The following is a 22,740-nucleotide window of genomic DNA, read 5'->3' on the forward strand; positions in this document are numbered from 1 at the left end:
TCAGTCAAATGCTGAGGCCCCGCACAGAAAAGATTCACAAACGATCGCCCCAAGGACGTCAAAAATTCCCTAAACGCCCATCGGGTGCCAGACCGTCTTTGTCTCCAGGAAAGAGAGCAGACGCTCGGTGCCCGGGTCGGCGGTCCAGTCCGCCGTACCGGGCCGCAGCACCCGCTTGAGGTTGTCGGCCGCGGCCGTCTCCAGCTCCTTCGCCAACGGGGCGTCCGCGCCCGCGAGATCGAGGGCGTTGACGTCCTGGTGGGCGGCGAGCGGGGCCGCGATCTCCGCCGTACGGCCGGAGAGGATGTTGACGACGCCGCCCGGAAGGTCGGAGGTGGCCAGCACCTCCGCCAGGGAGAGCGCGGGCAGCGGGGAGTCCTGGGAGGCCGCCACGACCACCGTGTTGCCGGTGACGATCGCCGGGGCGATCACCGACACCAGGCCGAGGAACGACGACTCCTGGGGAGCCAGGACGGCGACCACACCGGTCGGCTCGGGGGAGGAGAGGTTGAAGTACGGGCCCGCCACCGGGTTGGCGCCGCCCGCGATCTGGGCGACCTTGTCCGACCAGCCCGCGTACCAGACCCAGCGGTCGATCGCCGCGTCCACCTGTGCGGTGGCCTTGGCCTTCGACAGCCCCTCGGCGTCCGCGACCTCCGCGATGAACTGCTCGCGGCGGCCCTCCAGCATCTCGGCGACGCGGTAGAGGATCTGGCCGCGGTTGTAGGCCGTGGCACCCGACCAGCCGCCGAACGCCTTACGGGCGGCGACCACCGCGTCCCGGGCGTCCTTACGGGAGGCCAGCGGGGCGTTGGCCAGCCATGCGCCCTTGGAGTCCGTCACCTCGTACACCCGCCCGCTCTCGGACCGGGGGAACTTCCCCCCGACGTACAGCTTGTAGGTCTTCAGGACACTGAGCCGCTCAACAGTGTTCTTCATCGCTCGCCCTCCGGGCTCGACGGGGTGAGGTACGCCTCCAGGCCGTGGCGGCCGCCCTCGCGGCCGTAGCCCGACTCCTTGTAGCCGCCGAACGGCGAGGCGGGGTCGAACTTGTTGAACGTGTTGGACCAGATGACGCCCGCACGGAGCTTGCTCGCCATCCACAGGATGCGCGAGCCCTTCTCCGTCCAGATACCGGCGGAGAGGCCGTAGGGGGTGTTGTTGGCCTTCGCCACGGCCTCCTCCGGCGTACGGAAGGTCAGGACGGACAGCACCGGGCCGAAGATCTCCTCGCGGGCGATGCGGTGCGCCTGCGTGACGCCGGTGAACAGGGTCGGCGCGAACCAGTATCCGGAGCCGGGGAGTTCGCAGGCGGGGGCCCAGCGCTCGGCGCCCTCGGCCTCGCCCGCGTCGGCCAGCGCGGTGATCCGGGCCAGCTGCTCGGCGGAGTTGATGGCGCCGATGTCGGTGTTCTTGTCGAGCGGGTCGCCCACGCGCAGGGTCTGCATCCGGCGCTTGAGGGCCTCCAGCAGCTCGTCCTGGATCGACTCCTGCACCAGGAGGCGGGAGCCCGCACAGCAGACGTGCCCCTGGTTGAAGAAGATGCCGTTGACGATGCCCTCGACGGCCTGGTCGATCGGGGCGTCGTCGAAGACGATGTTCGCCGCCTTGCCGCCCAGTTCGAGGGTGACCTTCTTGTCGGTGCCGGCCACCGTACGGGCGATGGCCTTGCCGACCTCGGTGGAGCCGGTGAAGGCCACCTTGTTGACGTCGGGGTGGGCCACCAGCTCGGCGCCCGTGGAACCGTCGCCCGTGAGGATGTTGACGACGCCCTTGGGGAGGCCCGCCTGGCGGCAGATGTCCGCGAAGAAGAGGGCGGAGAGCGGGGTCGTCTCGGCGGGCTTGAGGACGACGGTGTTGCCGGTCGCCAGCGCCGGGGCGATCTTCCACGCCAGCATCAGCAGGGGGAAGTTCCAGGGGATGATCTGGCCCGCGACGCCCAGGGGGCGCGGGTTGGCGCCGTAGCCGGCGTGGTCGAGCTTGTCGGCCCAGCCCGCGTAGTAGAAGAAGTGCGCGGCGACCAGCGGCAGGTCGGCGTCGCGGGACTCGCGGATCGGCTTGCCGTTGTCCAGCGACTCCAGGACGGCCAGCTCGCGCGAGCGCTCCTGGATGATCCGGGCGATCCGGAAGAGGTACTTGGCGCGCTCGGCGCCCGGCAGCGCGGACCACTTCTCGAAGGCCTTGCGGGCGGCCTTCACGGCACGGTCGACGTCCTCCGCACCGGCCAGGGCGACCTCGGAGAGGACCTCCTCGTTCGCGGGGGAGACGGTCTTGAAGACCTTGCCGCCGGCGCCCTCACCGAACTCGCCGTCGATGAACAGCCCGTAGCTCGGTGCGATATCGACGACCGCACGGGACTCAGGGGCCGGCGCGTACTCGAATGCCATGAGTCAGTCCACCGTTACGTAGTCGGGGCCGGAGTAGCGGCCGGTGCTGAGCTTCTGGCGCTGCATCAGCAGATCGTTCAGAAGGCTGGAGGCGCCGAAGCGGAACCAGTCGGCGGTCAGCCAGGGCTCGCCCAGCGTCTCGTTGACCATGACCAGGTACTTGATCGCGTCCTTGGTCGTCCGGATGCCGCCGGCGGGCTTCACACCCACCTGGACGCCGGTCGCCGCGTGGAAGTCGCGTACGGCCTCCAGCATCAGCAGCGTGACGGGCGGGGTGGCGTTGACGGCCACCTTGCCGGTCGAGGTCTTGATGAAGTCGGCGCCCGCGAGCATCGCCAGCCAGGAGACCCGGCGGACGTTGTCGTACGTCTCGAGCTCGCCGGTCTCGAAGATGACCTTGAGGTGCGCGGCGGTGCCGTCGGGGCGGGCGCAGGCCTCCTTGACCTGCTTGATCTCCTCGAAGACCGTCATGTACCGGCCGGAGAGGAAGGCGCCCCGGTCGATCACCATGTCGATCTCGTCGGCGCCGGCCGCGACCGCGTCACGGGTGTCGGCGAGCTTGACCGGCAGGGCGGCGCGGCCCGCCGGGAAGGCGGTGGCGACCGACGCGACATGGATACCGGAGTCGCCGAGCGCCTCCTTGGCGGTCGCGACCATGTCCGGGTAGACGCAGATCGCGGCGACCTTGGGGACGGTGCGGTCGGTGGGATCGGGCCGGATGCCCTTGGCGCACAGCGCCCGGACCTTGCCCGGGGTGTCCGCGCCTTCGAGGGTGGTCAGGTCGATCATCGAGACGGCGAGGTCGATGGCGTACGCCTTCGCCGTGGTCTTGATCGAGCGGGTGCCGAGGGTGGCGGCGCGAGCCTGCAGGCCGACCGCGTCGACCCCCGGGAGGCCGTGGAGGAAGCGGCGCAGCGCACCGTCGTCGGCGGTGACATCCGCCATTGACGCCAGACGCCCCGCGGCTTCCTTGCCGTATGCGGGAACAGTGATGGGCATGGTCACGAGGGGAGCATATCTACGCGCGTAGCGGCGTGTCATCCCCCTGGAAGGGCGAGAAGGGGACAATGCGCGAATGATGCCGTAACGCAATGTCCGGCATCCGGACGGTCGGGCAGAATCGGCAGCATGACGAGCCCCAGTCCGGAACATTCCAGCCCTCCTCAGCAGCAGTACGCGGACCGCAGCTACCGCTCGCCCGCGTCTCTGGCGGGTGGCGGGCTGCTCCTCCTGCTCGGACTCTGGCTCGGCGGCGACGCGCTCCTGCGGGGCGAGGCGCACACCAAGCTCGTGGCGCTCTTTGTGCTGCTGCTCGGGGTGCCGCTGGTGGCCGCGTTCACCCTGCGGCCGGTGGTACGGGCGGGCGCCGACCGGCTGACGGTGCGTAACCCGTTCCGTACGATCACGCTGCCCTGGGCCGCCGTCGAGGATCTGCGGGCGACGTTCTCCGCCGAGGTGTTCGCCGGCGGCGGCAAATATCAGATGTGGGCGATTCCGGTCTCGCTGCGCCAGCGCAAGAAGGCCGGCCGCCAGGCGGCGCGCGGCGCGTCCCGGAGCCGCTTCGGGGCCGCGGCCGATGCCGGCCCGGTGCCGCGCGCGACGGCCGACCAGGCCCTCGAGGAGCTGCGCGAACTCAAGGAGCGCGGCGCGGAGCGGGAGACCGCCAAGGGTGAGCCGGTCGTCCGCTGGGCCTACTCGGTCATCGTGCCGAGTGTGGTCGGGGCAATCGGGTTGGCCGTGATGCTGGCGCTCTAGCCGTACGGCAGGGGCCCCCTGCTGCAGGGGCCCCTGTAGCGACGCAGTGCCGCTACAGGGGCCCTGGGCTCAGATCCCCAGCGCCGCCGCCAGGTCCCCCTTCACCGCGGCCAGCACCGCAGCCGCCGTCTCCCGCGCCGCCGGCAGCGCATCCGCCGACGCCACCGGGACCACGACCTCCAGATAGCACTTGAGCTTGGGCTCGGTGCCGCTGGGACGCACGACCACCCGCGCGGCCTCCACACCCGAACCGCCCGTACCGGCCAGGTAGTAGCGCAGCCCGTCGGTCGGCGGCAGCGACTCCGTGCCCTTGTTCAGGTCGTCGGAAGAGGTCACCGTCAGGCCCGCCAGGGACGCCGGCGACGCCTCGCGGAGCCGGCGCATGGCGTCGGCGATCAACGAGAGGTCCTCGACGCGGACCGAGAGCTGGTCGGTGGCGTGCAGCCCGAATTCCAGCGCGAGATCGTCCAGCAGGTCACTCAGGGTGCGCCCGGACTGCTTCAGCTCGGCGGCCAGTTCGGTGATCAGCAGGGCGGCGGTGATGCCGTCCTTGTCGCGTACGCCTTCCGGGTCGACGCAGTAGCCCAGCGCCTCCTCGAACGCGTAGCGCAGTCCGTCCACCCGGGCCAGCCACTTGAAGCCGGTCAGCGTCTCCTCGTACGGGAGGGACGAGGCGGCCGCGATCCGCGACATCAGGGAGGACGACACGATCGTGGTCGCGAAGGTGCCGGAGGCCTGCTTGCTGACCAGGTGGGCGGCGAGCAGCGCGCCGACCTCGTCGCCGCGCAGCATCCGCCAGCCCTCCCGGCTGCCGGGGTCCGGTACGGCCACGGCGCAGCGGTCCGCGTCCGGGTCGTTGGCGATGACGATGTCGGGGCCCACGGACCGGGCGGTGGCGAAGGCGAGGTCCATCGCGCCGGGCTCTTCCGGGTTGGGGAAGGCGACCGTGGGGAAGTCCGGGTCCGGCTCGGCCTGTTCGGCGACGACCGTCGGGGCGGGGAAGCCGGCCCGCGCCCAGGCGGCGACGAGGGTGTCCCGGCCGACGCCGTGCATGGGCGTGTAGACGACGTGCGTGTCGCGGGGGGAGCCGGGGGTCAGCACGGCGTCCGTACGCGCCAGATACGCCTGCAGAACGTCGTCCCCGAGGGTTTCCCAGCCCGCCTCGGGCCGCGGTACGTCCGCCAGCGCGCGGATCGCGTCGATCTCGGCGGCGATCTCGCCGTCCGCGGGCGGCACGATCTGCGAGCCGTCGCCCAGATAGACCTTGTAGCCGTTGTCCCGCGGCGGGTTGTGGCTGGCGGTGACCTCGACGCCGGCGACCGCGCCCAGATGCCGTATCGCGAAGGCCAGTACGGGCGTCGGCAGCGGCCGCGGCAGCACCGCGGCCCGCAGCCCCGCGCCGACCATCACGGCCGCCGTGTCGCGGGCGAAGTCGGCGCTCTTGTGGCGCGCGTCGTAGCCGATGACGACCAGGCCGGAGCCCTCGCCCTGCGCCTTGAGGTACGCGGCGAGGCCGGCCGCGGCCCGGATGACCACCGAACGGTTCATCCGCATCGGGCCCGCGCCCAGCTCGCCGCGCAGCCCCGCGGTGCCGAACTGGAGGGTGCCGGCGAACCGGGCGGCCAGCTCGTCGGTGTCCCCGGTCGCGAGGAGCGCGGCCAGCTCCTGGCGGGTCTCGGGGTCGGGGTCCTCGGCCAGCCATGCCTCGGCCCGGGTGATCAGCTCCGTGCGATCGGTAGCCACGTGATGCTCCTGACGGTCAGGTCGATGCGGAGGGGCGGTGCGGAGGGGAGCGCTCGGCTCGTCACGCCTACCCGCTGCGTGCGTACGTCGAGCCGCAGTACCGGCCAATGGTGCTGCGGGCGGCGGCGGGGCGGCTGGGGGTCCCCCAGACGTCGTCCGGGGACCCCCACGCCGGCCGCCGGGAGGAACAGGCTCAGAGCTTGCCGAGCACCTGAGCGAGCAGGCTGCCCATCGCGGTCGCGGAGTCGCGGCCCGCCTGCAGCACCTCTTCGTGGTTGAGCGGCTCGCCCGTCATGCCCGCGGCGAGGTTGGTCACCAGGGACAGGCCGAGCACCTCGGCGCCCGCCTCACGGGCGGCGATGGCCTCCAGGACCGTGGACATACCGACCAGGTCGGCGCCCAGGCTGCGGATCATCTTGATCTCGGCCGGGGTCTCGTAGTGCGGGCCGGGGAACTGGGCGTAGACGCCCTCCTCGAGGCTCGGGTCGACCTCCTTGCACAGCGCGCGCAGCCGCGGCGAGTACAGGTCCGTCAGGTCGACGAAGTTCGCGCCGACGATCGGGGAGGTGGCGGTGAGGTTGAGGTGGTCGCTGATCAGGACCGGCTGGCCGGGGCGCATGCCCTCACGCAGACCGCCGCACCCGTTGGTGAGCACGATGGTCTTGCAGCCGGCCGCGGCGGCGGTACGGACGCCGTGCGCGACCGCGGCGACCCCGCGGCCCTCGTAGTAGTGCGTACGGCCCAGGAAGACCAGCGCGCGCTTCTCGCCGACGCGGTACGAGCGGACCTTGCCGCCGTGACCGGCCACGGCGGGCGGCGGGAATCCGGGCAGCTCGGTGACCGGGAATTCGTGCTCGGGCGCGCCCAGGGCCTCGGCGGCCGGGGCCCAGCCGGAGCCCATGACCAGGGCGACGTCGTGGGTCTCGGCGCCGGTGAGCTCGCGCAGTCGGGCGGCAGCGGCGTCGGCGGCACCCTGCGGGTCGCGGGCGATGTCGGGAGTAACAGATGCGTTCACGCGGACGAGGGTAGCCGCTTATCCCCTACGCGCGTAGATGTCGCTGCCCACACTGCTGGCATCCCTCTCTTGTGTCATCGCACGAACCCGTATCCCGGGCGCGTCGCACCACCTGGCAGACGACACCCGTACGGAGCACTCTCTCCGGCCAGGAACCGGGCCGAACCGAGCGGCACCGGATCGGAACCGGACCGCCACCGAGCGGCCCCGGCACTCAGCAGGGCCGCTTCCGCAGCTCCATCACATAGTCGTGCGGCGCGCCCGCCGACTCCGCTGCGTCCGCGATCTCCCCCAGATAGCGGGCCGACGGAAGACCGCCCTCATAGCCGTTGAGGACATAGACCCAGGCCGGCTCGTCCCCGTCCAGCGTGTGCACCCGCACCCGCATCCGACGGTAGATGTCCAGGCCCACGCCCTCCCAGCGGTCCATGGACTCCTCGTCCATCGGAGCGACGTCGTACAGCGCCACGAACACCTGCGAACGGGGGGCCTCGACGATCGTCGCCAGCGCACCCTCCCAGCCCATCTGCTCGCCGCCGAAGGTGAGCCGCCAGCCGTTCAGCCAGCCCGTGCCGCGCAGCGGCGAGTGCGGAGCGCGGCGGGACATCAGCCGCGCGTCGAGGTTGCCGGCGTACGCGGCGTAGAGCGACATGGTTCTGAGGGTACGGGAGGTTCCCCGGCGAGCTCTTGATACCGGATTGCTACCGGAGATTCGTACAAAGCGGAAGGGCGGAACGCGCCCGACCGGCCGCTACGCCCGTACACCCGCCCCCAAGGAGAGCGCCGCGCGGGCGTGCGGGACAATGGAGTACGTGACTCGGATCGTGATCATCGGTGGCGGACCCGGCGGATACGAGGCGGCCCTGGTGGGCGCCTCTCTCGGCGCGGAGGTGACCGTCGTCGACTGCGACGGTCTGGGCGGGGCATCGGTACTCACCGACTGCGTCCCGTCGAAGACTCTGATCGCGACGGCCGAGGTGATGACCACCTTCGACTCCTCCTACGAGGAGCTCGGCATCATCGTCGAGGACGACACACCCCACATCGACCGCCCCGCGCGCGTCGTCGGCGTCGACCTCGGCAAGGTCAACCGGCGCGTCAAGCGCCTCGCGCTCGCCCAGTCGCATGACATCACCGCCTCGGTGACCCGCGCCGGCGGCCGGGTGATGCGCGGCCGCGGCCGCCTGGAGCCGGGCCAGTCGCCGGACGGCTCGCGCCGGGTGACGGTGACCGCCGCGGACGGCACCGAGGAGCACCTGACCGCCGACGCCGTACTGATCGCCACCGGCGCGCACCCCCGCGAGATCCCCGACGCGCTGCCCGACGGCGAGCGCATCCTGAACTGGACCCAGGTCTACGACCTGACCGAGCTCCCCGAGGAGCTCATCGTGGTCGGCTCCGGCGTCACCGGCGCCGAGTTCGCCGGCGCCTACCAGGCGCTCGGCTCCCGCGTCACCCTCGTCTCCTCCCGTGACCGCGTCCTGCCGGGCGAGGACCCGGACGCCGCCGCCGTCCTGGAGGACGTCTTCCGCCGCCGCGGCATGAACGTCATGGCCCGCTCGCGCGCGGCCGCCGTCAAGCGCGTCGGCGACCGCGTCGAGGTCACCCTCGCCGACGGCCGGACCATCTCCGGTACGCACTGCCTGGTGGCCGTCGGCTCCATCCCCAACACCGCGGGCATCGGCCTGGAGGAGGCCGGCGTCAAGCTCAAGGACTCCGGCCACATCTGGACCGACAAGGTCTCCCGCACGAGCGCGCCCGGCGTCTACGCGGCCGGCGACTGCACCGGCGTCTTCGCCCTCGCCTCCGTCGCCGCCATGCAGGGCCGCATCGCGATGTACCACTTCCTGGGCGACGCGGTCACACCGCTCAACCTCAAGACCGTCTCCGCCAACGTCTTCACCGACCCGGAGATCGCCACCGTCGGCTACTCCCAGGCCGACGTCGACAACGGCAAGATCGACGCCCGCGTCGTGAAGCTGCCGCTGCTGCGCAACCCGCGCGCCAAGATGCAGGGCATCCGCGACGGCTTCGTCAAGCTCTTCTGCCGCCCCGGCACGGGCATCGTCGTCGGCGGTGTCGTCGTCTCCCCGCGCGCCAGCGAACTGATCCACCCGATCTCCCTCGCGGTCGACAACAACCTGACCGTCGAGCAGATCGCCAGCGCCTTCACGGTCTACCCGTCGCTCTCCGGCTCCCTCGCGGAGGTCGCCCGCCAGCTGCACACGCGCAAGGCGGCCAGCGAGTAGCCCGGCGGACGGCCGGATGCCCTGGCCCCTTACGGGCTGCTGTTACGGGCCGCCGGCCACCCCTGGCCAATTAACTGACCAGCAGTCAAGCGGTATACCGCACCCACGAGTTCACGCACGGGACCGGGACGGGCGGGCCATATATCATGGCACCCCCCGCGCCATGCGCAACTTCCGGTATTTGGTGCAACCTGCTGAAAACAGACGGTCGTTGGCGTTACTGTCAGTTTCGTGTTCGCTGCAGAACGTCGCCAATTGATCCTTGAAATGGTGCGCGCAAACGGAGCGGTGTCGCTCCGGGAGCTCGCCCGTGTCGTCCAGACCTCCGAAGTGACCGTACGGCGGGATGTGCGGGCGCTGGAGGCGGAAGGGCTGCTCGACCGCCGCCACGGCGGGGCGGTCTTGCCGGGAGGTTTTACCCGCGAGTCCGGATTCCCGCAGAAATCCCATCTAGCAACCGCCGAGAAGACGGCCATCGCCGACCTCGCCGCGGGCTTCGTCGAAGAGGGCGAGGCCATCGTCGTCGGCGCCGGGACCACCACCCAGGAGCTGGCCCGCCGGCTCGCCCGGGTGCCCGGCCTGACCGTGGTCACCAACTCCCTGCTGGTCGCCCAGGCGTTGGCCCATGCCAACCGCGTCGAAGTCGTCATGACCGGCGGCACCCTGCGCGGCTCCAACTACGCGCTGGTCGGCAGCGGCGCCGAACAGTCCCTCCAGGGCCTGCGGGTGTCGCGCGCCTTCCTGTCGGGCAGCGGCCTGACCGCCGAGCGCGGCCTGTCCACCTCCAACATGCTCTCCGCCAGCGTCGACCGGGCGCTGGTGCAGGCGGCGGGCGAGGTGGTGGTGCTCGCCGACCACACGAAACTCGGCTCCGACACGATGTTCCAGACCGTGCCCACCGATGTGATCACGAGGCTGGTCACGGACGAGCCGCCGGGCCACGACGAGCGCGCCGCGACCGAATTGCAGGCGCTGGCCGATCAGGGCGTGCAGATCGCCGTCGCGAGCGGGCCGGGGGCCGGGCAGGGACCGGGCCAGCCGGGGGCGGAGGGCACGGCCGGGGAGCGCAGGGCTTCCCGACGGGATGTGCCGCTGCCCGGCCAGCGCCGTAACCACCCGCCGGGTGGCGCGAGTTCGCCGCTGCGCTCGGCCACGTCGCTGACGGAGGGGGCGGGGGGGCGGGTTGCGGATCTGGCCCCAAGACGCCGCTGATCCCGTGCGGCGGGGTGAGCCCGGGCGGGAGCCGATGGTGGTTGCGGTGTTCGGTGGGTTGGTCCCAAGGCGCCGCTGGTCCCGTGCGGCGGGGTGAGCCCGGGCGGGAGCCGTTGGTGGTTGTGGTGTTCGGTGGGTTGGTCCTAAGACGCTGCTGGTCCCGTGCGGCGGGGTGAGCCCGGGCGGGAGCCGTTGGTGGTTGTGGTGTTCGGTGGGTTGGTCCCAAGGCGCCGCTGGTCCCGTGCGGCGGGGTGAGCCCGGGCGGGAGCCGTTGGTGGTTGTGGTGCTTGGTGGGGCTTGTGTGCTGTGTGGCCTGCGCTCAGGCCTCCGGCCTCAGGCCGGTGAGGGTGAGGGTCAGCAGGCGGTCGGCCAGCTCGGGGTCGTCGGGGGATTCCTCGACGGCCAGTGCGATGCCATTGGTCATCTGCAGCAGGTCGCTGATGTTCACATCGCGGCGTACGGTGCCGGCCTGTTGGGCGCGGCTCAGCAGTGCCGCGCCGGCCTCGCGCATCGGGACGCTGCAGCGCGCCATCCCCGAGCTGTCGTCCGCCGACGCCGCCATCAGGGCGCGGGACAGGCCGCGGTAGGTGCTGGCGTGCGTGATGATCGCGCGCAGCCAGTCGACGAGCGCATGGCACGGCTGTGGCGCGTCGGCCAGTTCCCTGGCGTACGTCAGGAGCGCGTCCACCTCGCCCTGGAAGACGGCGCCCATCAGGGACGTGCGGTTGGGGAAGTGGCGGTAGAGGGTGCCGATGCCGACGCCGGCGCGGCGTGCGATGTCCTCGAGTGAGGTGTCCGTGCCGTGCTCGATGAAGGCCGTACGGGCCTCGGTCAGCAGCCGCTCGTAGTTGCGGCGCGCGTCCGCCCGCATGGGGCGTACCGCGCCCGTCGCCGCGGGCACACCTCGCTCCGCCTGCCGCCGGCCCGCCGTCTCGGTCCCCATCGCCGTCCTCCCTCACCCCGGCCGGTCCCGGCCGGTGGGTCCAGGATGCCATTGCGGAATCGGATGAACCCTCCGGTACGGCTGGGTGCAGGGATCGGCGTACGGATGGGGCCGGAGGGCCTCGGCTCCCCGGTGGCCGCCCGGCGGACACGGGGTGAACCCGTGGCATCTCCCGGCCATCGCGTGCCCGAACACCTTCGGCTCCTGGCAACGTCACCCGTCGAACGGCCGTCAAACCTGGCGCAATGAGGTCTTCCGGGGTCTTCCGGGGGCCGTGGGAGAACGTCGTGGAATTCCGGCGCGGGGGCACATACCGCGTACCGGGGACACGGCAGGCGGAAACTGGGGAAGAACGTCATGGGGCTGACCAGCCGGTCGCTGTTGTACGCCATGGCCGCGGTCGCCGTGGTCTGTGTGGGGTTCTCCCTCTGGCTGTGGCCGCGGTTCGCCGGGCGCGGGCCGAGGGCGCTGCTGGGGCGGCTCGGGGCGATCGTGGCGACGCAGCTGACCATCGTGTCCACGCTCGGCCTCGCGGTGAACGCCAACTTCGAGTTCTACGCCTCCTGGCACGAGCTGCTCGGCCTGTACGACGACGCCCCGGCCGCCGTCGGCAAGTGGGGCGACGGCGGGTCGGCCGGGCCCGTCGGGGACCCGTCCAAGGGGCTCGTACAGGCTTCGGGGCCGGACGGGCTGGACAAGGTGCACGGTCTGCCGAAGGGGCGGCCGGACCTGGCCGGCAAGGTGGAGTCCGTACGGATCGTGGGGAAGCGGACCCGGGTGGTGGACGGGGCGTATGTGTATCTGCCGCCGCAGTATTTCCAGCCGCAGTACGCGCGGCAGCGGTTCCCCGTCGTCGTGGCGCTGAGTGGCTATCCGGGCGGGACGTTCCTGCTGGGGCAGCATCTGCGGCTGCCGCAGACGGCCGCGCAGCTGATCCGTACGGGCCGGATGCAGCCGACCGTCATCGTGATGCTGCGGCCCACGATCGCGCCGCCGCGCGACACCCAGTGTGTGGACGTGCCCGGTGGCCCGCAGGCCGAGACGTTCTTCGCGCGGGATGTGCCGGACGCGGTGCGGTCGCACTACCGCGTCGGGCACGACCCGGGTGGCTGGGGCGTCCTCGGCTACTCCTCCGGCGGCAGCTGTGCGCTCCAGCTGACCATGCGTCATGACCGGACCTACACCGCCGCGGCGGCGCTCTCGCCCGATTACAGGGTCAGCAACGACCCGACCACCGGCAATCTCTTCGGGGAGGGGAGGGACCGGATCCAGCGCCGCCAGGAGCACGATCTGCTGTGGCGGCTGAAGCATCTGCCGGTGCCGCAGGTGCATGTCCTGGTGGGGACGAGCCGTGCGGGGGAGAAGAACTATCCGGCGGCCAGGGAGTTCCTGGACGCGGTCCGGGCGCCGATGACGGCGGACTCGATCGTGCTCGACCACGGCAGCCACAACTTCGCCACCTGGCGGCGCGAACTCCCGGCCGCGCTCGAGTGGATGAGCAAGTCGCTGACGTTCCCGGAGGACGTGGTGGGGAACTCCTAAGCCTGGGGCGGCGGAGGCGCGGTGGGTCCGTCGGCCTCGGGCGGGGCGGTGCGGTACGCATCCAGGGCCGCGGCCCGCTCGTGGTACGGGCGGCGGTGCAGGGTGGACAGCAGCCGCCACATCCGTCGCTCGTCCGCCAGCCGGTGCGGCAGCACCACGCCGAGCGCCTCGGCCAGCGGCTTGCGGCCGGTGTTGACCAGCGCCCGTACGGCGGCGGCCCACTCGTCGGTGGCGTTCACCGCGCAGCGGTACCACACGGGCAGGAGCAGCACGAGCGCGGCCGCGGTGCCGAGCAGCACGGCCGCGGGCGGGTCGGGGGCGGCGAGGGCGGCCAGGGCGAGGGCGGCCAGGACGGCGTGCCCGTAGAACAGCGCGACGAAGAAGTCCGCGTTGGTACGGGAGAGTTCGGCCTGCCGTCGGATCTGTTCGGGCGCGGTGCCGGTGAGCTCGTTCCACAGCACCTGGGTGTCGAGCCGGAAGCGGTCGTAGCCGTACTCCTCCAGGCGGCGGATGGCGTTGCCGAGGAGGGTCGGGGCGATCTGGTCGTCGTCGGCCGGGTAGCGGCTGAGCCGCTCGCCGAGGAGGGCGCGCTGGGCCGCGGTGCGGCGCCGGTCCCGGCCGGCGGTGGCGGCCAGCCGCGGGTCCGCACGGAGACGGGCGAGGTTCTCGGAGTCGGCGGCGGCAAGGGGTGCCGCGGTGCGGTCCCGCCGCTCGAGGCGCAGCAGGGCGATGCGGTCGGCGAGCCGCTGCTTGGCGGCGCGCTGCCGCACACAGCCGCGCTCGTACGCCCAGGAGGGCCACAGGCTGTAGCCCTCCAGGATCCGGTAGAGGGGCGTCTGGAGCGCGCTGAGCACCAGCCCGAGGAGCAGGGAGGCGCAGAGCAGGAGGAGGGTGGTGCCGGCGCCGGTCCGCGGCCACAGGCGTGCCAGGGGGGCGGTGTGGCGCAGGCCGGGCGCGATGGTGAGGAAGAAGACGGTGAGGTTGAGGGCGGTGGGCAGGATCCAGCCGACGATCAGCGTCCATGCGCCACCGAGGACGCTCTTGGCGATGTCACCCACGGGGCCGGTGCGTCCTTCGTCGCGCCGTGAGCGGCCCGCGCCTCACCATTCGTCCTCTTCGTCGTCGCCGAAGGGCGGGCCGGGCGGGGTGTTGCCGGGGGGAGGCCAGCCGAGGGGACTGCCGAAGGGGGTGGTGCCGTCGGGGGTGTTGTGGCCGCCGCCGTGGCTGATCGTGCGGTGGTCCACCACGTCCGACGCGACATTGTGGTCCCCCATGCTGATCGACTGGCCGCCGTACGGGCGCAGATCGTTCAGCAGTGCCCGTACTCTCGGGGCGGCATCGGGGGATTCGGCCAGCAGCTGACGGATGCGCCCGCGCCATACGGCGGTTGCCTGCACGATCCCGGCGGGGCTGTTGGACACGGGCGCGCGGAGAGCGTCCCGGACGCTCTCGAACTCGGCGGTCAGCGCTTGCCGGTCCGCCTGCCCGGCGCCGGCCGGCAGCAGCCCATCGACGAGGGCGTCCCGCAGCCGGTCCCACCGGTCCGTGCGCGCCGCTGCTGCTAACTCGTCCGTCGCCGCCTCGGCCAACGCCGTCAGTTCCGCTTCCATACGGCCCTCGCCCCCGCTGTCCCTCGTCCCTCACCCGAAGCTTGCGGGCCCATTGTGCCGCGCGGTACCCGTAACGCGAGGGGCTTCCGGCACTCATGTGCCGGAAGCCCCTCGCGTGGTGCGGTGTCGCCGCGTCAGTCCTTGATCTCGCAGATGACGGCGCCGGAGGTGAGGGCGGCGCCGACCTCGGCGGTGAGGCCCTTGATGGTGCCGGAGCGGTGGGCGTTCAGCGGCTGCTCCATCTTCATCGCCTCGAGGACGACGACGAGTTCGCCCTCGACGACCTGCTGGCCCTCCTCGACGGCGACCTTGACGATGGTGCCCTGCATGGGCGAGGCCAGCGCGTCACCGGACGCGGCGCCCGCGGACTTCTTGGCGGCCTTGCGCTTGGGCTTGGCACCGCCGGCGACCGCGGCGCGGGCCAGCGGCATGCCCAGCGAGGACGGCAGGGAGACCTCGAGGCGCTTGCCGCCGACCTCGACGACGACGGTCTCGCGGCTGCCCTCCTCGGCCTCCTCCGCGCCGGGCGTGGCGAACGGCTTGATCTCGTTGACGAACTCCGTCTCGATCCAGCGGGTGTGGACCGTGAACGGGTCGGTGGTGCCGGTGAGTTCGGGGGCGAAGGCCGCATCGCGTACGACGGCGCGGTGGAAGGGGATGGCGGTGGCCATGCCCTCGACGGTGAACTCGTCCAGTGCGCGGGCTGCGCGCTGGAGGGCCTGCTCGCGGGTGGCGCCGGTGACGATCAGCTTGGCCAGGAGGGAGTCCCAGGCGGGGCCGATGACGGAGCCGGACTCGACGCCCGCGTCGAGGCGGACACCGGGGCCGGACGGCGCGTCGAAACGGGTGACCGTGCCGGGCGCCGGGAGGAAGTTGCGGCCCGGGTCCTCGCCGTTGATACGGAACTCGAAGGAGTGGCCGCGGACGGCGGGGTCGTCGTAGCCGAGCTCCTCGCCGTCGGCGATGCGGAACATCTCGCGGACCAGGTCGAGGCCGGTGACTTCTTCGGTGACCGGGTGCTCGACCTGGAGGCGGGTGTTGACCTCGAGGAAGGAGATGGTGCCGTCCTGGCCGACGAGGAACTCGCAGGTGCCGGCGCCCTCGTAACCGGCCTCCTGGAGAATGGCCTTGGAGGCGCGGTAGAGCTCGTCGTTCTGCTCGTCCGAGAGGAACGGCGCGGGGGCTTCCTCGACCAGCTTCTGGTGGCGGCGCTGCAGGGAGCAGTCGCGGGTGGAGACGACGACGACATTGCCGTGCTTGTCGGCCAGGCACTGGGTCTCGACGTGGCGGGGGCGGTCGAGGTAGCGCTCGACGAAGCACTCGCCGCGGCCGAAGGCGGCGACGGCCTCGCGGACGGCGGAGTCGTAGAGCTCGGGGACCTCTTCGAGGTTACGGGCGACCTTCAGGCCGCGGCCGCCGCCGCCGAACGCCGCCTTGATGGCGATGGGCAGGCCGTGCTCCTTGGCGAAGGCCACGACCTCCTCGGAGCCGGAGACCGGGTCGGGCGTGCCGGCCACCAGCGGCGCACCGGCGCGCTGCGCGATGTGCCGGGCGGCGACCTTGTCGCCCAGGTCCCGGATCGCCTGCGGGGGCGGGCCGATCCACGTCAGCCCCGCATCCAGTACCGCCTGCGCGAACTCCGCGTTCTCCGACAGGAAGCCGTAACCGGGGTGGACAGCATCCGCGCCGGAATCGGCCGCGGCGGCGAGAACCTTGGCAATGTCCAGGTAACTGGTGGCAGGAGTGTCACCGCCCAGGGCGTAGGCCTCGTCTGCCGCACGGACATGCAGGGCGTCACGGTCCGGGTCGGCGTAGACGGCTACGCTCCCGATCCCGGCGTCCCGGCAGGCACGGGCAACCCGAACAGCGATCTCGCCACGGTTCGCGATGAGCACCTTGCGCACGATGGGTCCTTCCTTGGCGCTTCGCCGCAACAAATTAACGTCGCGAGTTTAGGGACTGGCGACACCGCGTGCCGAGTCGCTCCCGGGCGTGAGCTTGCCCACATAGAGCGTGCCAGGGGTGCCTGTGAGGGACCGAAGTCCCCTGATAGCCCAGGGTAGGCCCGGAATCCGGGGAAGGTCACCAAGCCACGATGTGGTCTAGGTCTCTGGCCACAGACGTTCGGCGGGTCGTCAATTCTTTGTGGAGTCCCTACGAATGGGCGAAGGAATCTTTGCGTCCCCGTCCCGCGGCCGGGCCGCCCTCTTCCGTACACCCGCACGCCACCCGTGCAGACCCCTTGCCTCAGCTATTACCCAGCAGTAGCGTGCGCGATGTCTTGGTACCCACGGTAACCGCGGGTACCGGTCGTGGACCGGCCGGCTTTTCGGCCACGCAGCGGCAAACGGCGGAAGAGGGTGGGCGGGGTGGTGATGGCGCGGAGACCGGTGGCCCTGGTGGCGGCGGTGGTGCTGATCCTGGAGGCGCTCGGGATGGTCCTGCTCAACTGGATCCTGAGCATCGTGGTGGACCGCCAGCAGATGTCGCTGGCGGGTCTGAAGCCCGGCGCGATGTCCGTCGGAGCGTGGGTCGCGGGCGCCCTCGTCGGGCTCTATCTCCTCTTCTGCGCCGCCGTCCTGGCGCGCACCGCGCTGCGCGACCGGGCGCCCGGCGGCTTCACCCGCATCGTGCTCATCACCTGCGCGGTGGTGCACGGCCTGCTCGGCGCGTTCTCCGTCGGGCTGGTGGGCTGGCCGGCGTTCGTCGCGATGATGGCCGTCCTCGCGATGATTGTGCTGACGCTGGTGGCGTACGGGGAGACCCGGACCCCGGCGGCGGACGGCGACAGCAGCGGCGAGGGGCTCGGTACGGCGCCCAGCTCGGCCTGACCGCCGGAAGGCCGAGGGCAGGGCAGAGGGCAGGCCCGACGGGCCGCAGTCCGGCCGACGGGCCGCAGTCCGGCCGACGGGCCGCAGTCCGGCCGGCGGACTGCGGCGAGCCGCCGGGGCTGCTCAGGGGACGTCCTTGACGGGCGCCTCCTCCCGCAGCACCCGCATGAACGCCCGCATCCACTTCGGCTGGTCGGGCCAGGCACGCGCCGAGACGACCTTGCCGTCCACGACCGCCGCACCGTCGACGAAGACGCCGCCGCCCTGCTCCACGTCCGGCGCACAGGCGGGGTAGGCGGAGGTCCGGCGGCCCTTGAGGACGCCGAGCGGGGCGAGCGCGATGGCCGCGTGGCAGATGTGGGCGACGGGCTTGTCGGCGTCGAAGAAGTGCGTCACCACGCGCCGGAAGTCGGGGTCGTTGCGCAGATATTCGGGTGCCCGGCCGCCCGGCAGCACCAGGGCCGCGTACTCGGCCGGCTCGACGTCGGCCAGCGCGAGGTCGGACGGCCAGGAGTGGCCCGCCTTCTCGGTGTACGTGTCGAAGCCGTCGACGAAGTCGTGCACGACGAACTGCAGCTTCTTCCGGGACGGCGCCGCGACATGGGTCTCGTAGCCCTCCTCCAGCATCCGCTGGTAGGGGTAGAAGAACTCCAGGTCCTCGGCGGCGTCGCCGGTGATGATCAGAACCTTGGGCATGGTCCGCACTCCTCGCAGTGGGATCGCAGTGAGACCGGGTGGTGGTCCGGTGCCGTCACGATGCCCGCAGCCACCCGCCGGTACGGAATACCGCGGGCCGGAATCCGGCCATCGTGGAAAATCCACCCGGACGGCCCGCTCCGGCCCCGGACGGCCCTGGAGCGGCCTACTCCTCCACCAGGTCCGCCAGCCGCCGCACCTGCTCGTCGGCGAGCTCCCCGAAGAACCGCGGACAGGTCCATGCCGCGCCGCCGCCCAGCGCCTCCGGCCCGTCCGGCGCCGGCCAGAGCTGCGGCAGGGCGCGGGGAATGTCCGCGTTCCGCAGGACCGGGTGCTCGTCGTCGTGCGTGCACCGCTCCGGCCGCGGGACCGCGGCGAGGGACCGCAGCACGGGCACGACCTCCCTGGCCACGGTCGGCGCCGGGGCCGGGTCCGGGATCCGCATCGCCTGATACATGGTGAGCAGCAGGACCGCACGCTCGCGTTCGCCGTCGGCCGGTCCGTACCGCCGTGCCGCCCACAGCCCCAGGTCCTCGGCGTTCTGCCGGTTGCGGGGCGTGTCCTCGAGCCCCTCCGCGATCTTCCCGATCGCCAACCGACCATCCGCGTCCAGGTATTCCGCGTCGAGGTGGGCGGTCTCGCGCGGCCCGAAGAAACGCTCCCGGCACTCTTTGAGCGGCTCCAGGGTCTCCCGCACGGTGGCGGCCATGTGCGCCGGGCACAGCAGGGCCTCCAGCGGTCCGCGCCGCGGGCTGTGCGCGTACAGGGCGCGGCCGGCCGGGTAGCTCAGCTGGATGCCGAGCTCGGCGGCGCTCGTCGAGAAGCCGGGCAGTTCGGGGTGGCCGTCGGCGCCGTGGGCGCAGGGGCCGGACTCGTAGTGGGGCAGCGCCTTCTCCAGCGCCTTGATGAGGTCGTCGAAGACCCACTTGCCGAGCGTGCAGTCGTGCAGGGCGCACCAGCTCACCGCCCGGACGGCCATGATCCGGCCGGGGCGCTCCTCGGGGTCCTTGACGAGCGACAGGTTCCAGCCCTGTTCGGCGATCTCCTGGTCGACCTCGGTCCCCGCGATCGGATAGCCCTCCAGCAGGGCCGTCAGCGACTCGATGTCGTTGCGGGCCTCCATCGGAAGGCGCGGCGGGACGTCCGTGACGGACCCGGGCTCGACGATGTCCAGGGCGATCCGCGCGAATCCGGCAACGTTGCGCGGGCACTGCCACTCGCCGCGGGGCCGGTCCTCCTGCCATTCCTCCGTCTCGTCGACGAGGCACTGCAGCACGCCGGGGAGGTCTTCGTCGTAGTCGTCGGTATGCGTCTCGTACGGATGGCAGGCGTGGTCACAGGGCGCCGCCGACAGCGCGGCGTCCGCGGCCCGCAGCGCCCGGAGTGCGGGTGTGCGTACCGCGTCGTCCAGTTGCTCGGTGACGTAGGGCGCGGTCAGCACCATCCCGGTCGTCCACAGATACGCCAGGGGGCCGCCGGGCTCGGCCTGGAGCCGGTCCGCGATTTCCAGGACCGCCTGGTCGTACTCGCCGTCCCCGACATGCCGGTACTCGTCGTGGATCGCCTCCCAGGAATCGATGAGTTCGCCGAGGGCCGCACTGCCGCTGTCCGTGTTCCTGTCCGTCTCCGTCACATCACCGACGACGTCGGCCCGCCCGGCAAAGTTCCCTCCACCACGGTGAACGCGTCCCCCACCGCCAGCTTCCCGGGACGCAGCACGGAGTACAGCGCCCCGAACGCCACGCCGCCCTCCGGCACCCGCCGGTACGAGGCCAGCATGCGCAGCGGCTCGGGCCCGGCCTTGACGCCCGCCTCCTGGTCGACGAGGGTGACGGCGCAGCGGATGGCCGGCTTGGCGAACCCCAGCTCGGCATCGCCCACCAGGACCCGCCGCGCGTGGTCTTCCTGGTGCGGCTCGTCCCATCCGTCGACCACGATGTTCGGCCGGAAACGGCTCATCGGCAGCGAGGGTTTGCCCGCCGCGGTGTACCGGGAGTTGAGGTCGTCGAAGGTGGCACGGGAGAGGACGTGCAGGGCGCAGCTGTCGGCGTACGCGGAGGTGCTGGGGTGGATCCCGGCCTCCACCCGGTGGTGCTCCGGCGGCACCCGGACGAGCCGGCTGGGCGCGCCGAGCACCTCGGTCAGCCAGCGGGCGGCCTCCTCGCCCTGGTCGATGCCCGTGTACGGCACCCCGAACAGCTCGACCGGGGTCCGCTCCGACACCAGGTCCACCGTGATCCGGACCGGATCGACTCCCGCCGTCCGTAAGGTGAGTTCGCTTCCCCCGTCGCCGACCTCGGGCCGTATCAGCGCCAGCGTGGGATCCCTGCGCTGACTGCGGTACCCGCCGCCCTCCCCGACCACCATGAAAGCCCGGTCGTACGGCAGCCCGGCGGGCGTGAGCCCGGCCCCGGTCAACGGGACCGGGGCGCACCCCTTGACGGGATAGGTGAGGAGTTCTCCGACCGTCGCATGTGTCTCCATGCGGTCAGCTTGCGCCACGCGGCCGGACGGTGCCGGGGAAGGCCCGGATATGTGGCGTGTGTGACGCGTCCGTGTGGCGTGTGGGACGCGTCCCGTTCAGGTCCACAGGTCGGTGATGGCCACGTCCAGGTCGGCGAGCAGGCGGCGCAGCAGCGGCAGGGAGAGGCCGATGACGTTGCCGGGGTCGCCGTCGATGCCGTCGATGAAGGGGGCCGAGCGGCCGTCGAGGGTGAAGGCGCCGGCGACGAAGAGGGGCTCGCCGCTGGCCACGTAGGCGGCGATCTCGGCGTCGGAGGGGTCGCCGAAGCGGACGGTGGTGGCGGCGGTGGCGGAGGCCTCGCGGCCGGTCGCCGTGTCGATGACGCAGTGGCCGGTCTGGAGGATGCCGGAGCGGCCGCGCATGGACTTCCAGCGGGCGGTGGCGTCCTCGGCGTCGGCGGGCTTGCCGAGGGCGCGGCCGTCCAGTTCCAGGACCGAGTCGCAGCCGATGACCAGCGCGCCCGCCGCCTCGGGGCGGGCGGCGACCACGGCGGCCTTCGCCTCGGCCAGGACGCGGGCCAGCTCGCCCGGTGTGGCGGCGGTCAGCGCGTCCTCGTCGACGCCGCTGACGATGACCTCGGGCGCCAGCCCCGCCTGCTGGAGCAGGCCCAGACGGGCGGGGGACTGCGAGGCGAGGACGAGCCGGCGGGCGCGGGGGTCGGGCTCGGGGTGGTGGTGCGGATGGTGCGCTGAGGTCATGTCCGCCATCGTACGGAGGCCGGGGCGGGGAGCGCGCGGCGCTACTTCTTGAGCACCGCCTCCATCACCGCCTTCGCGATCGGGCCGCCCAGCTTGCCGCCGGCGATCTCCGAGCGGGGGATGTCCATGTCCTTGGGGTCGACGAAGACGGCCACCGCGACCGGCGAGGTGCCGTCGGCCTGCTTGGCGTAGGAGACGAACCAGGCATAGGGGCGCTCGTCGTTGACGTTGGCGCCGTGCTGGGCGGTGCCGGTCTTGCCGCCGACGGTGACCCCGTCGATCTGTGCCTTGTCCGCGGTGCCCTTCGAGACGGTGTGCTCCATCATCTCCTGCACCTTCTTGGCGGTGTCCTCGGAGACGGCCTGCGGGTCGTCCGGGTGCAGCGGGGCCGGCTCGAACTTCTCGATGGTGGACATACCGGGGCCCTGCAGCTCGTCGACCATGAACGGCTTCATCACCTTGCCGTTGTTGGCGATCCCGGCGACGACCATCGCCATCTGGAGCGGAGTACTGGTCAGGCTGCCCTGGCCCATGCCGGTCAGCGCGGTCTGCGGCTGGTCCAGCTTTTCGGGGTAGCCGCTGACGGCCGAGCGGACGGGGACGAACTGCTCCTTGTTGAAGCCGAACTTCTCGGCGGTCTCGCGCATCTTGGCCGTCCCCAGCTTGTGGGCCGCGTCCAGGAAGACGTTGTTGCACGACCACTGCATGCCGGTCTTCATCGAGGCCTTGTCGCAGGGCGCGCCGGCCACGTCGTTGCCGACCTGGGTGTGGGTCTGGGGGAGGGTGTACGGGGCGGGGGCGCCGGAGGAGGCGTTGATGTCGCTGACCGCGCCGTGCTCCAGGGCCGCGGCCGCGGTGAGGATCTTGAAGGTCGAGCCGGGCGGGTAGATCTCGCGCAGCGCCCGGTTGTTCATCGGCTTGCTCTTGTCGGCGTCGAGCGCCAGGTACTTCTTGCTCTCCGCGAGGGACAGGCCGGCGAAGGAGGACGGGTCGTACGACGGGGTGCTGGCCAGCGCGAGGATACGGCCGGAGCGCGGGTCGAGGGCGACCACCGCGCCGCGGGCGTGCAGACCGGTGAGCCCCTTGTAGGCGGCCTTCTGGGCCTTCTCGTCGATGGTGGTGATGACATCGCCGCCGCGCGGCTTCTCGCCGGTCAGGACGGCCTTTGTGCGGTTGAGGAAGAGCCGGTCGTCCTTGCCGCTGAGAATGTCCTTGTAGACGCCCTCGAGCATGCTCTGGCCCTGCGCCTGCGAGGCGTACCCGGTGATCGGCGCGTACATCGGGCCGTCCGCGTAGGTCCGCTTGTACTTGAAGTCGCCGTCGGTCGCCGCGGAGCCGGTGACCGGCTCGCCGCCGACGATGATGTTGCCGCGCGGGTAGGAGAACGCCTCGATCTTGACCCGCCGGTTGTTCGGGTCGTTCGCGAGCTCGTCGCTCTGGACGAACTGGACCCAGGTCACCCGGACCAGCAGGGCGAGGATCAGCACCCCGCAGAAGACGGCTATGTGCCGCAGCGGTCTGTTCATCGCGTCGCT

20 protein-coding genes are annotated in these 22,740 nt (G+C 71.8%); 5 read left to right on the forward strand and 15 right to left on the reverse strand.

Annotation, left to right across the window (positions count from 1 at the left end; translation table 11 throughout):
• Nucleotides 1-69: 69 nt before the first annotated feature.
• The 3 genes from AB0D04_RS08760 to deoC are packed head-to-tail and all read right to left on the reverse strand — an operon-like array spanning nt 70 to nt 3,386.
• Nucleotides 70-939, reverse strand: coding sequence for an aldehyde dehydrogenase family protein (locus AB0D04_RS08760; protein ID WP_362700816.1), 870 nt, complete (start codon nt 937-939; stop codon nt 70-72).
• The gene (locus tag AB0D04_RS08765; protein WP_362700818.1) at nt 936-2,387 is read right to left on the reverse strand and encodes an aldehyde dehydrogenase family protein; all 1,452 of its coding nucleotides are present in this window, start codon (nt 2,385-2,387) and stop codon (nt 936-938) included. Before AB0D04_RS08765 ends, AB0D04_RS08760 begins: the two co-directional genes overlap by 4 nt.
• Before the next feature lie 3 nt (nt 2,388-2,390).
• Complete coding sequence (deoC, locus tag AB0D04_RS08770; RefSeq protein WP_362700885.1) at nt 2,391-3,386, reverse strand: deoxyribose-phosphate aldolase; 996 nt, start codon at nt 3,384-3,386, stop codon at nt 2,391-2,393.
• A gap of 129 nt (nt 3,387-3,515) precedes the next feature.
• Here deoC and AB0D04_RS08775 point away from each other — a divergent pair, with 129 nt between their 5' ends.
• Nucleotides 3,516-4,142 (forward strand): PH domain-containing protein, encoded by a 627-nt coding sequence (locus tag AB0D04_RS08775; RefSeq protein ID WP_362700820.1) that lies wholly within the window; start codon nt 3,516-3,518, stop codon nt 4,140-4,142.
• A 69-nt stretch (nt 4,143-4,211) separates the two neighbouring features.
• On the opposite strand, the gene AB0D04_RS08780 is transcribed toward AB0D04_RS08775, so the two are convergent.
• The 3 genes from AB0D04_RS08780 to AB0D04_RS08790 form a co-directional block, all read right to left on the reverse strand.
• Nucleotides 4,212-5,885 (reverse strand): phospho-sugar mutase, encoded by a 1,674-nt coding sequence (locus AB0D04_RS08780; protein ID WP_362700822.1) that lies wholly within the window; start codon nt 5,883-5,885, stop codon nt 4,212-4,214.
• 193 nt (nt 5,886-6,078) lie between these two features.
• Nucleotides 6,079-6,900 (reverse strand): purine-nucleoside phosphorylase, encoded by an 822-nt coding sequence (locus tag AB0D04_RS08785; protein WP_362700824.1) that lies wholly within the window; start codon nt 6,898-6,900, stop codon nt 6,079-6,081.
• Nucleotides 6,901-7,114: 214 nt separating this feature from the next.
• The gene (locus AB0D04_RS08790) at nt 7,115-7,552 is read right to left on the reverse strand and encodes a gamma-glutamylcyclotransferase (RefSeq protein ID WP_362700826.1); all 438 of its coding nucleotides are present in this window, start codon (nt 7,550-7,552) and stop codon (nt 7,115-7,117) included.
• Nucleotides 7,553-7,703: 151 nt separating this feature from the next.
• On the opposite strand from AB0D04_RS08790, the gene AB0D04_RS08795 reads away from it, so the two are divergent.
• Together AB0D04_RS08795 and AB0D04_RS08800 are read left to right on the forward strand one after the other, a co-directional pair.
• Nucleotides 7,704-9,149 carry an NAD(P)H-quinone dehydrogenase gene (locus AB0D04_RS08795; RefSeq protein WP_362700828.1) on the forward strand — a complete coding sequence of 482 codons (1,446 nt, stop codon included), beginning with the start codon at nt 7,704-7,706 and terminating at the stop codon, nt 9,147-9,149.
• A gap of 231 nt (nt 9,150-9,380) precedes the next feature.
• Complete coding sequence (locus AB0D04_RS08800) at nt 9,381-10,361, forward strand: DeoR/GlpR family DNA-binding transcription regulator (protein ID WP_362700830.1); 981 nt, start codon at nt 9,381-9,383, stop codon at nt 10,359-10,361.
• Between the two features lie 319 nt (nt 10,362-10,680).
• Here AB0D04_RS08800 and AB0D04_RS08805 read toward each other — a convergent pair whose 3' ends face one another.
• The gene (locus AB0D04_RS08805) at nt 10,681-11,232 is read right to left on the reverse strand and encodes a helix-turn-helix domain-containing protein (RefSeq protein WP_362700888.1); all 552 of its coding nucleotides are present in this window, start codon (nt 11,230-11,232) and stop codon (nt 10,681-10,683) included.
• 429 nt (nt 11,233-11,661) lie between these two features.
• Here AB0D04_RS08805 and AB0D04_RS08810 point away from each other — a divergent pair, with 429 nt between their 5' ends.
• Entirely contained in the window at nt 11,662-12,846 is a 1,185-nt protein-coding gene (locus tag AB0D04_RS08810; RefSeq protein ID WP_362700832.1) for an alpha/beta hydrolase-fold protein, read from the forward strand.
• On the opposite strand, the gene AB0D04_RS08815 is transcribed toward AB0D04_RS08810, so the two are convergent.
• The 3 genes from AB0D04_RS08815 to AB0D04_RS08825 all read right to left on the reverse strand — a co-directional run bounded on the left by AB0D04_RS08815 (nt 12,843) and on the right by AB0D04_RS08825 (nt 16,360).
• The gene (locus AB0D04_RS08815; RefSeq protein WP_362700834.1) at nt 12,843-13,904 is read right to left on the reverse strand and encodes a hypothetical protein; all 1,062 of its coding nucleotides are present in this window, start codon (nt 13,902-13,904) and stop codon (nt 12,843-12,845) included. The genes AB0D04_RS08810 and AB0D04_RS08815 overlap by 4 nt on opposite strands.
• 42 nt (nt 13,905-13,946) lie before the next feature.
• Nucleotides 13,947-14,456 carry a hypothetical protein gene (locus AB0D04_RS08820; RefSeq protein ID WP_362700836.1) on the reverse strand — a complete coding sequence of 170 codons (510 nt, stop codon included), beginning with the start codon at nt 14,454-14,456 and terminating at the stop codon, nt 13,947-13,949.
• 134 nt (nt 14,457-14,590) lie between these two features.
• Nucleotides 14,591-16,360: a biotin carboxylase N-terminal domain-containing protein gene (locus AB0D04_RS08825; protein WP_362700837.1), complete on the reverse strand. Its 1,770-nt coding sequence runs from the start codon at nt 16,358-16,360 to the stop codon at nt 14,591-14,593.
• A gap of 471 nt (nt 16,361-16,831) precedes the next feature.
• On the opposite strand from AB0D04_RS08825, the gene AB0D04_RS08830 reads away from it, so the two are divergent.
• Entirely contained in the window at nt 16,832-17,287 is a 456-nt protein-coding gene (locus AB0D04_RS08830) for a hypothetical protein (RefSeq protein ID WP_362700839.1), read from the forward strand.
• 123 nt (nt 17,288-17,410) lie between these two features.
• On the opposite strand, the gene AB0D04_RS08835 is transcribed toward AB0D04_RS08830, so the two are convergent.
• The 5 genes from AB0D04_RS08835 to AB0D04_RS08855 all read right to left on the reverse strand — a co-directional run bounded on the left by AB0D04_RS08835 (nt 17,411) and on the right by AB0D04_RS08855 (nt 22,731).
• Nucleotides 17,411-17,983, reverse strand: coding sequence for a DJ-1/PfpI family protein (locus tag AB0D04_RS08835; RefSeq protein ID WP_362700841.1), 573 nt, complete (start codon nt 17,981-17,983; stop codon nt 17,411-17,413).
• A gap of 166 nt (nt 17,984-18,149) precedes the next feature.
• Nucleotides 18,150-19,616, reverse strand: coding sequence for a hypothetical protein (locus tag AB0D04_RS08840; protein WP_362700843.1), 1,467 nt, complete (start codon nt 19,614-19,616; stop codon nt 18,150-18,152).
• Nucleotides 19,613-20,467 (reverse strand): MOSC N-terminal beta barrel domain-containing protein, encoded by an 855-nt coding sequence (locus AB0D04_RS08845; protein WP_362700845.1) that lies wholly within the window; start codon nt 20,465-20,467, stop codon nt 19,613-19,615. The genes AB0D04_RS08840 and AB0D04_RS08845 overlap by 4 nt, the downstream gene beginning before the upstream one ends.
• Nucleotides 20,468-20,563: 96 nt before the next feature.
• Nucleotides 20,564-21,205, reverse strand: coding sequence for a nucleoside triphosphate pyrophosphatase (locus AB0D04_RS08850; protein WP_362700847.1), 642 nt, complete (start codon nt 21,203-21,205; stop codon nt 20,564-20,566).
• A 41-nt stretch (nt 21,206-21,246) separates the two neighbouring features.
• Nucleotides 21,247-22,731, reverse strand: a complete 1,485-nt coding sequence (locus tag AB0D04_RS08855; protein ID WP_362700849.1) for a penicillin-binding protein 2 — start codon at nt 22,729-22,731, stop codon at nt 21,247-21,249.
• Nucleotides 22,732-22,740: the final 9 nt, after the last annotated feature.

The sequence above is a fragment of the Streptomyces sp. NPDC048483 genome (assembly GCF_040651455.1).
Classification (GTDB): domain Bacteria; phylum Actinomycetota; class Actinomycetes; order Streptomycetales; family Streptomycetaceae; genus Streptomyces.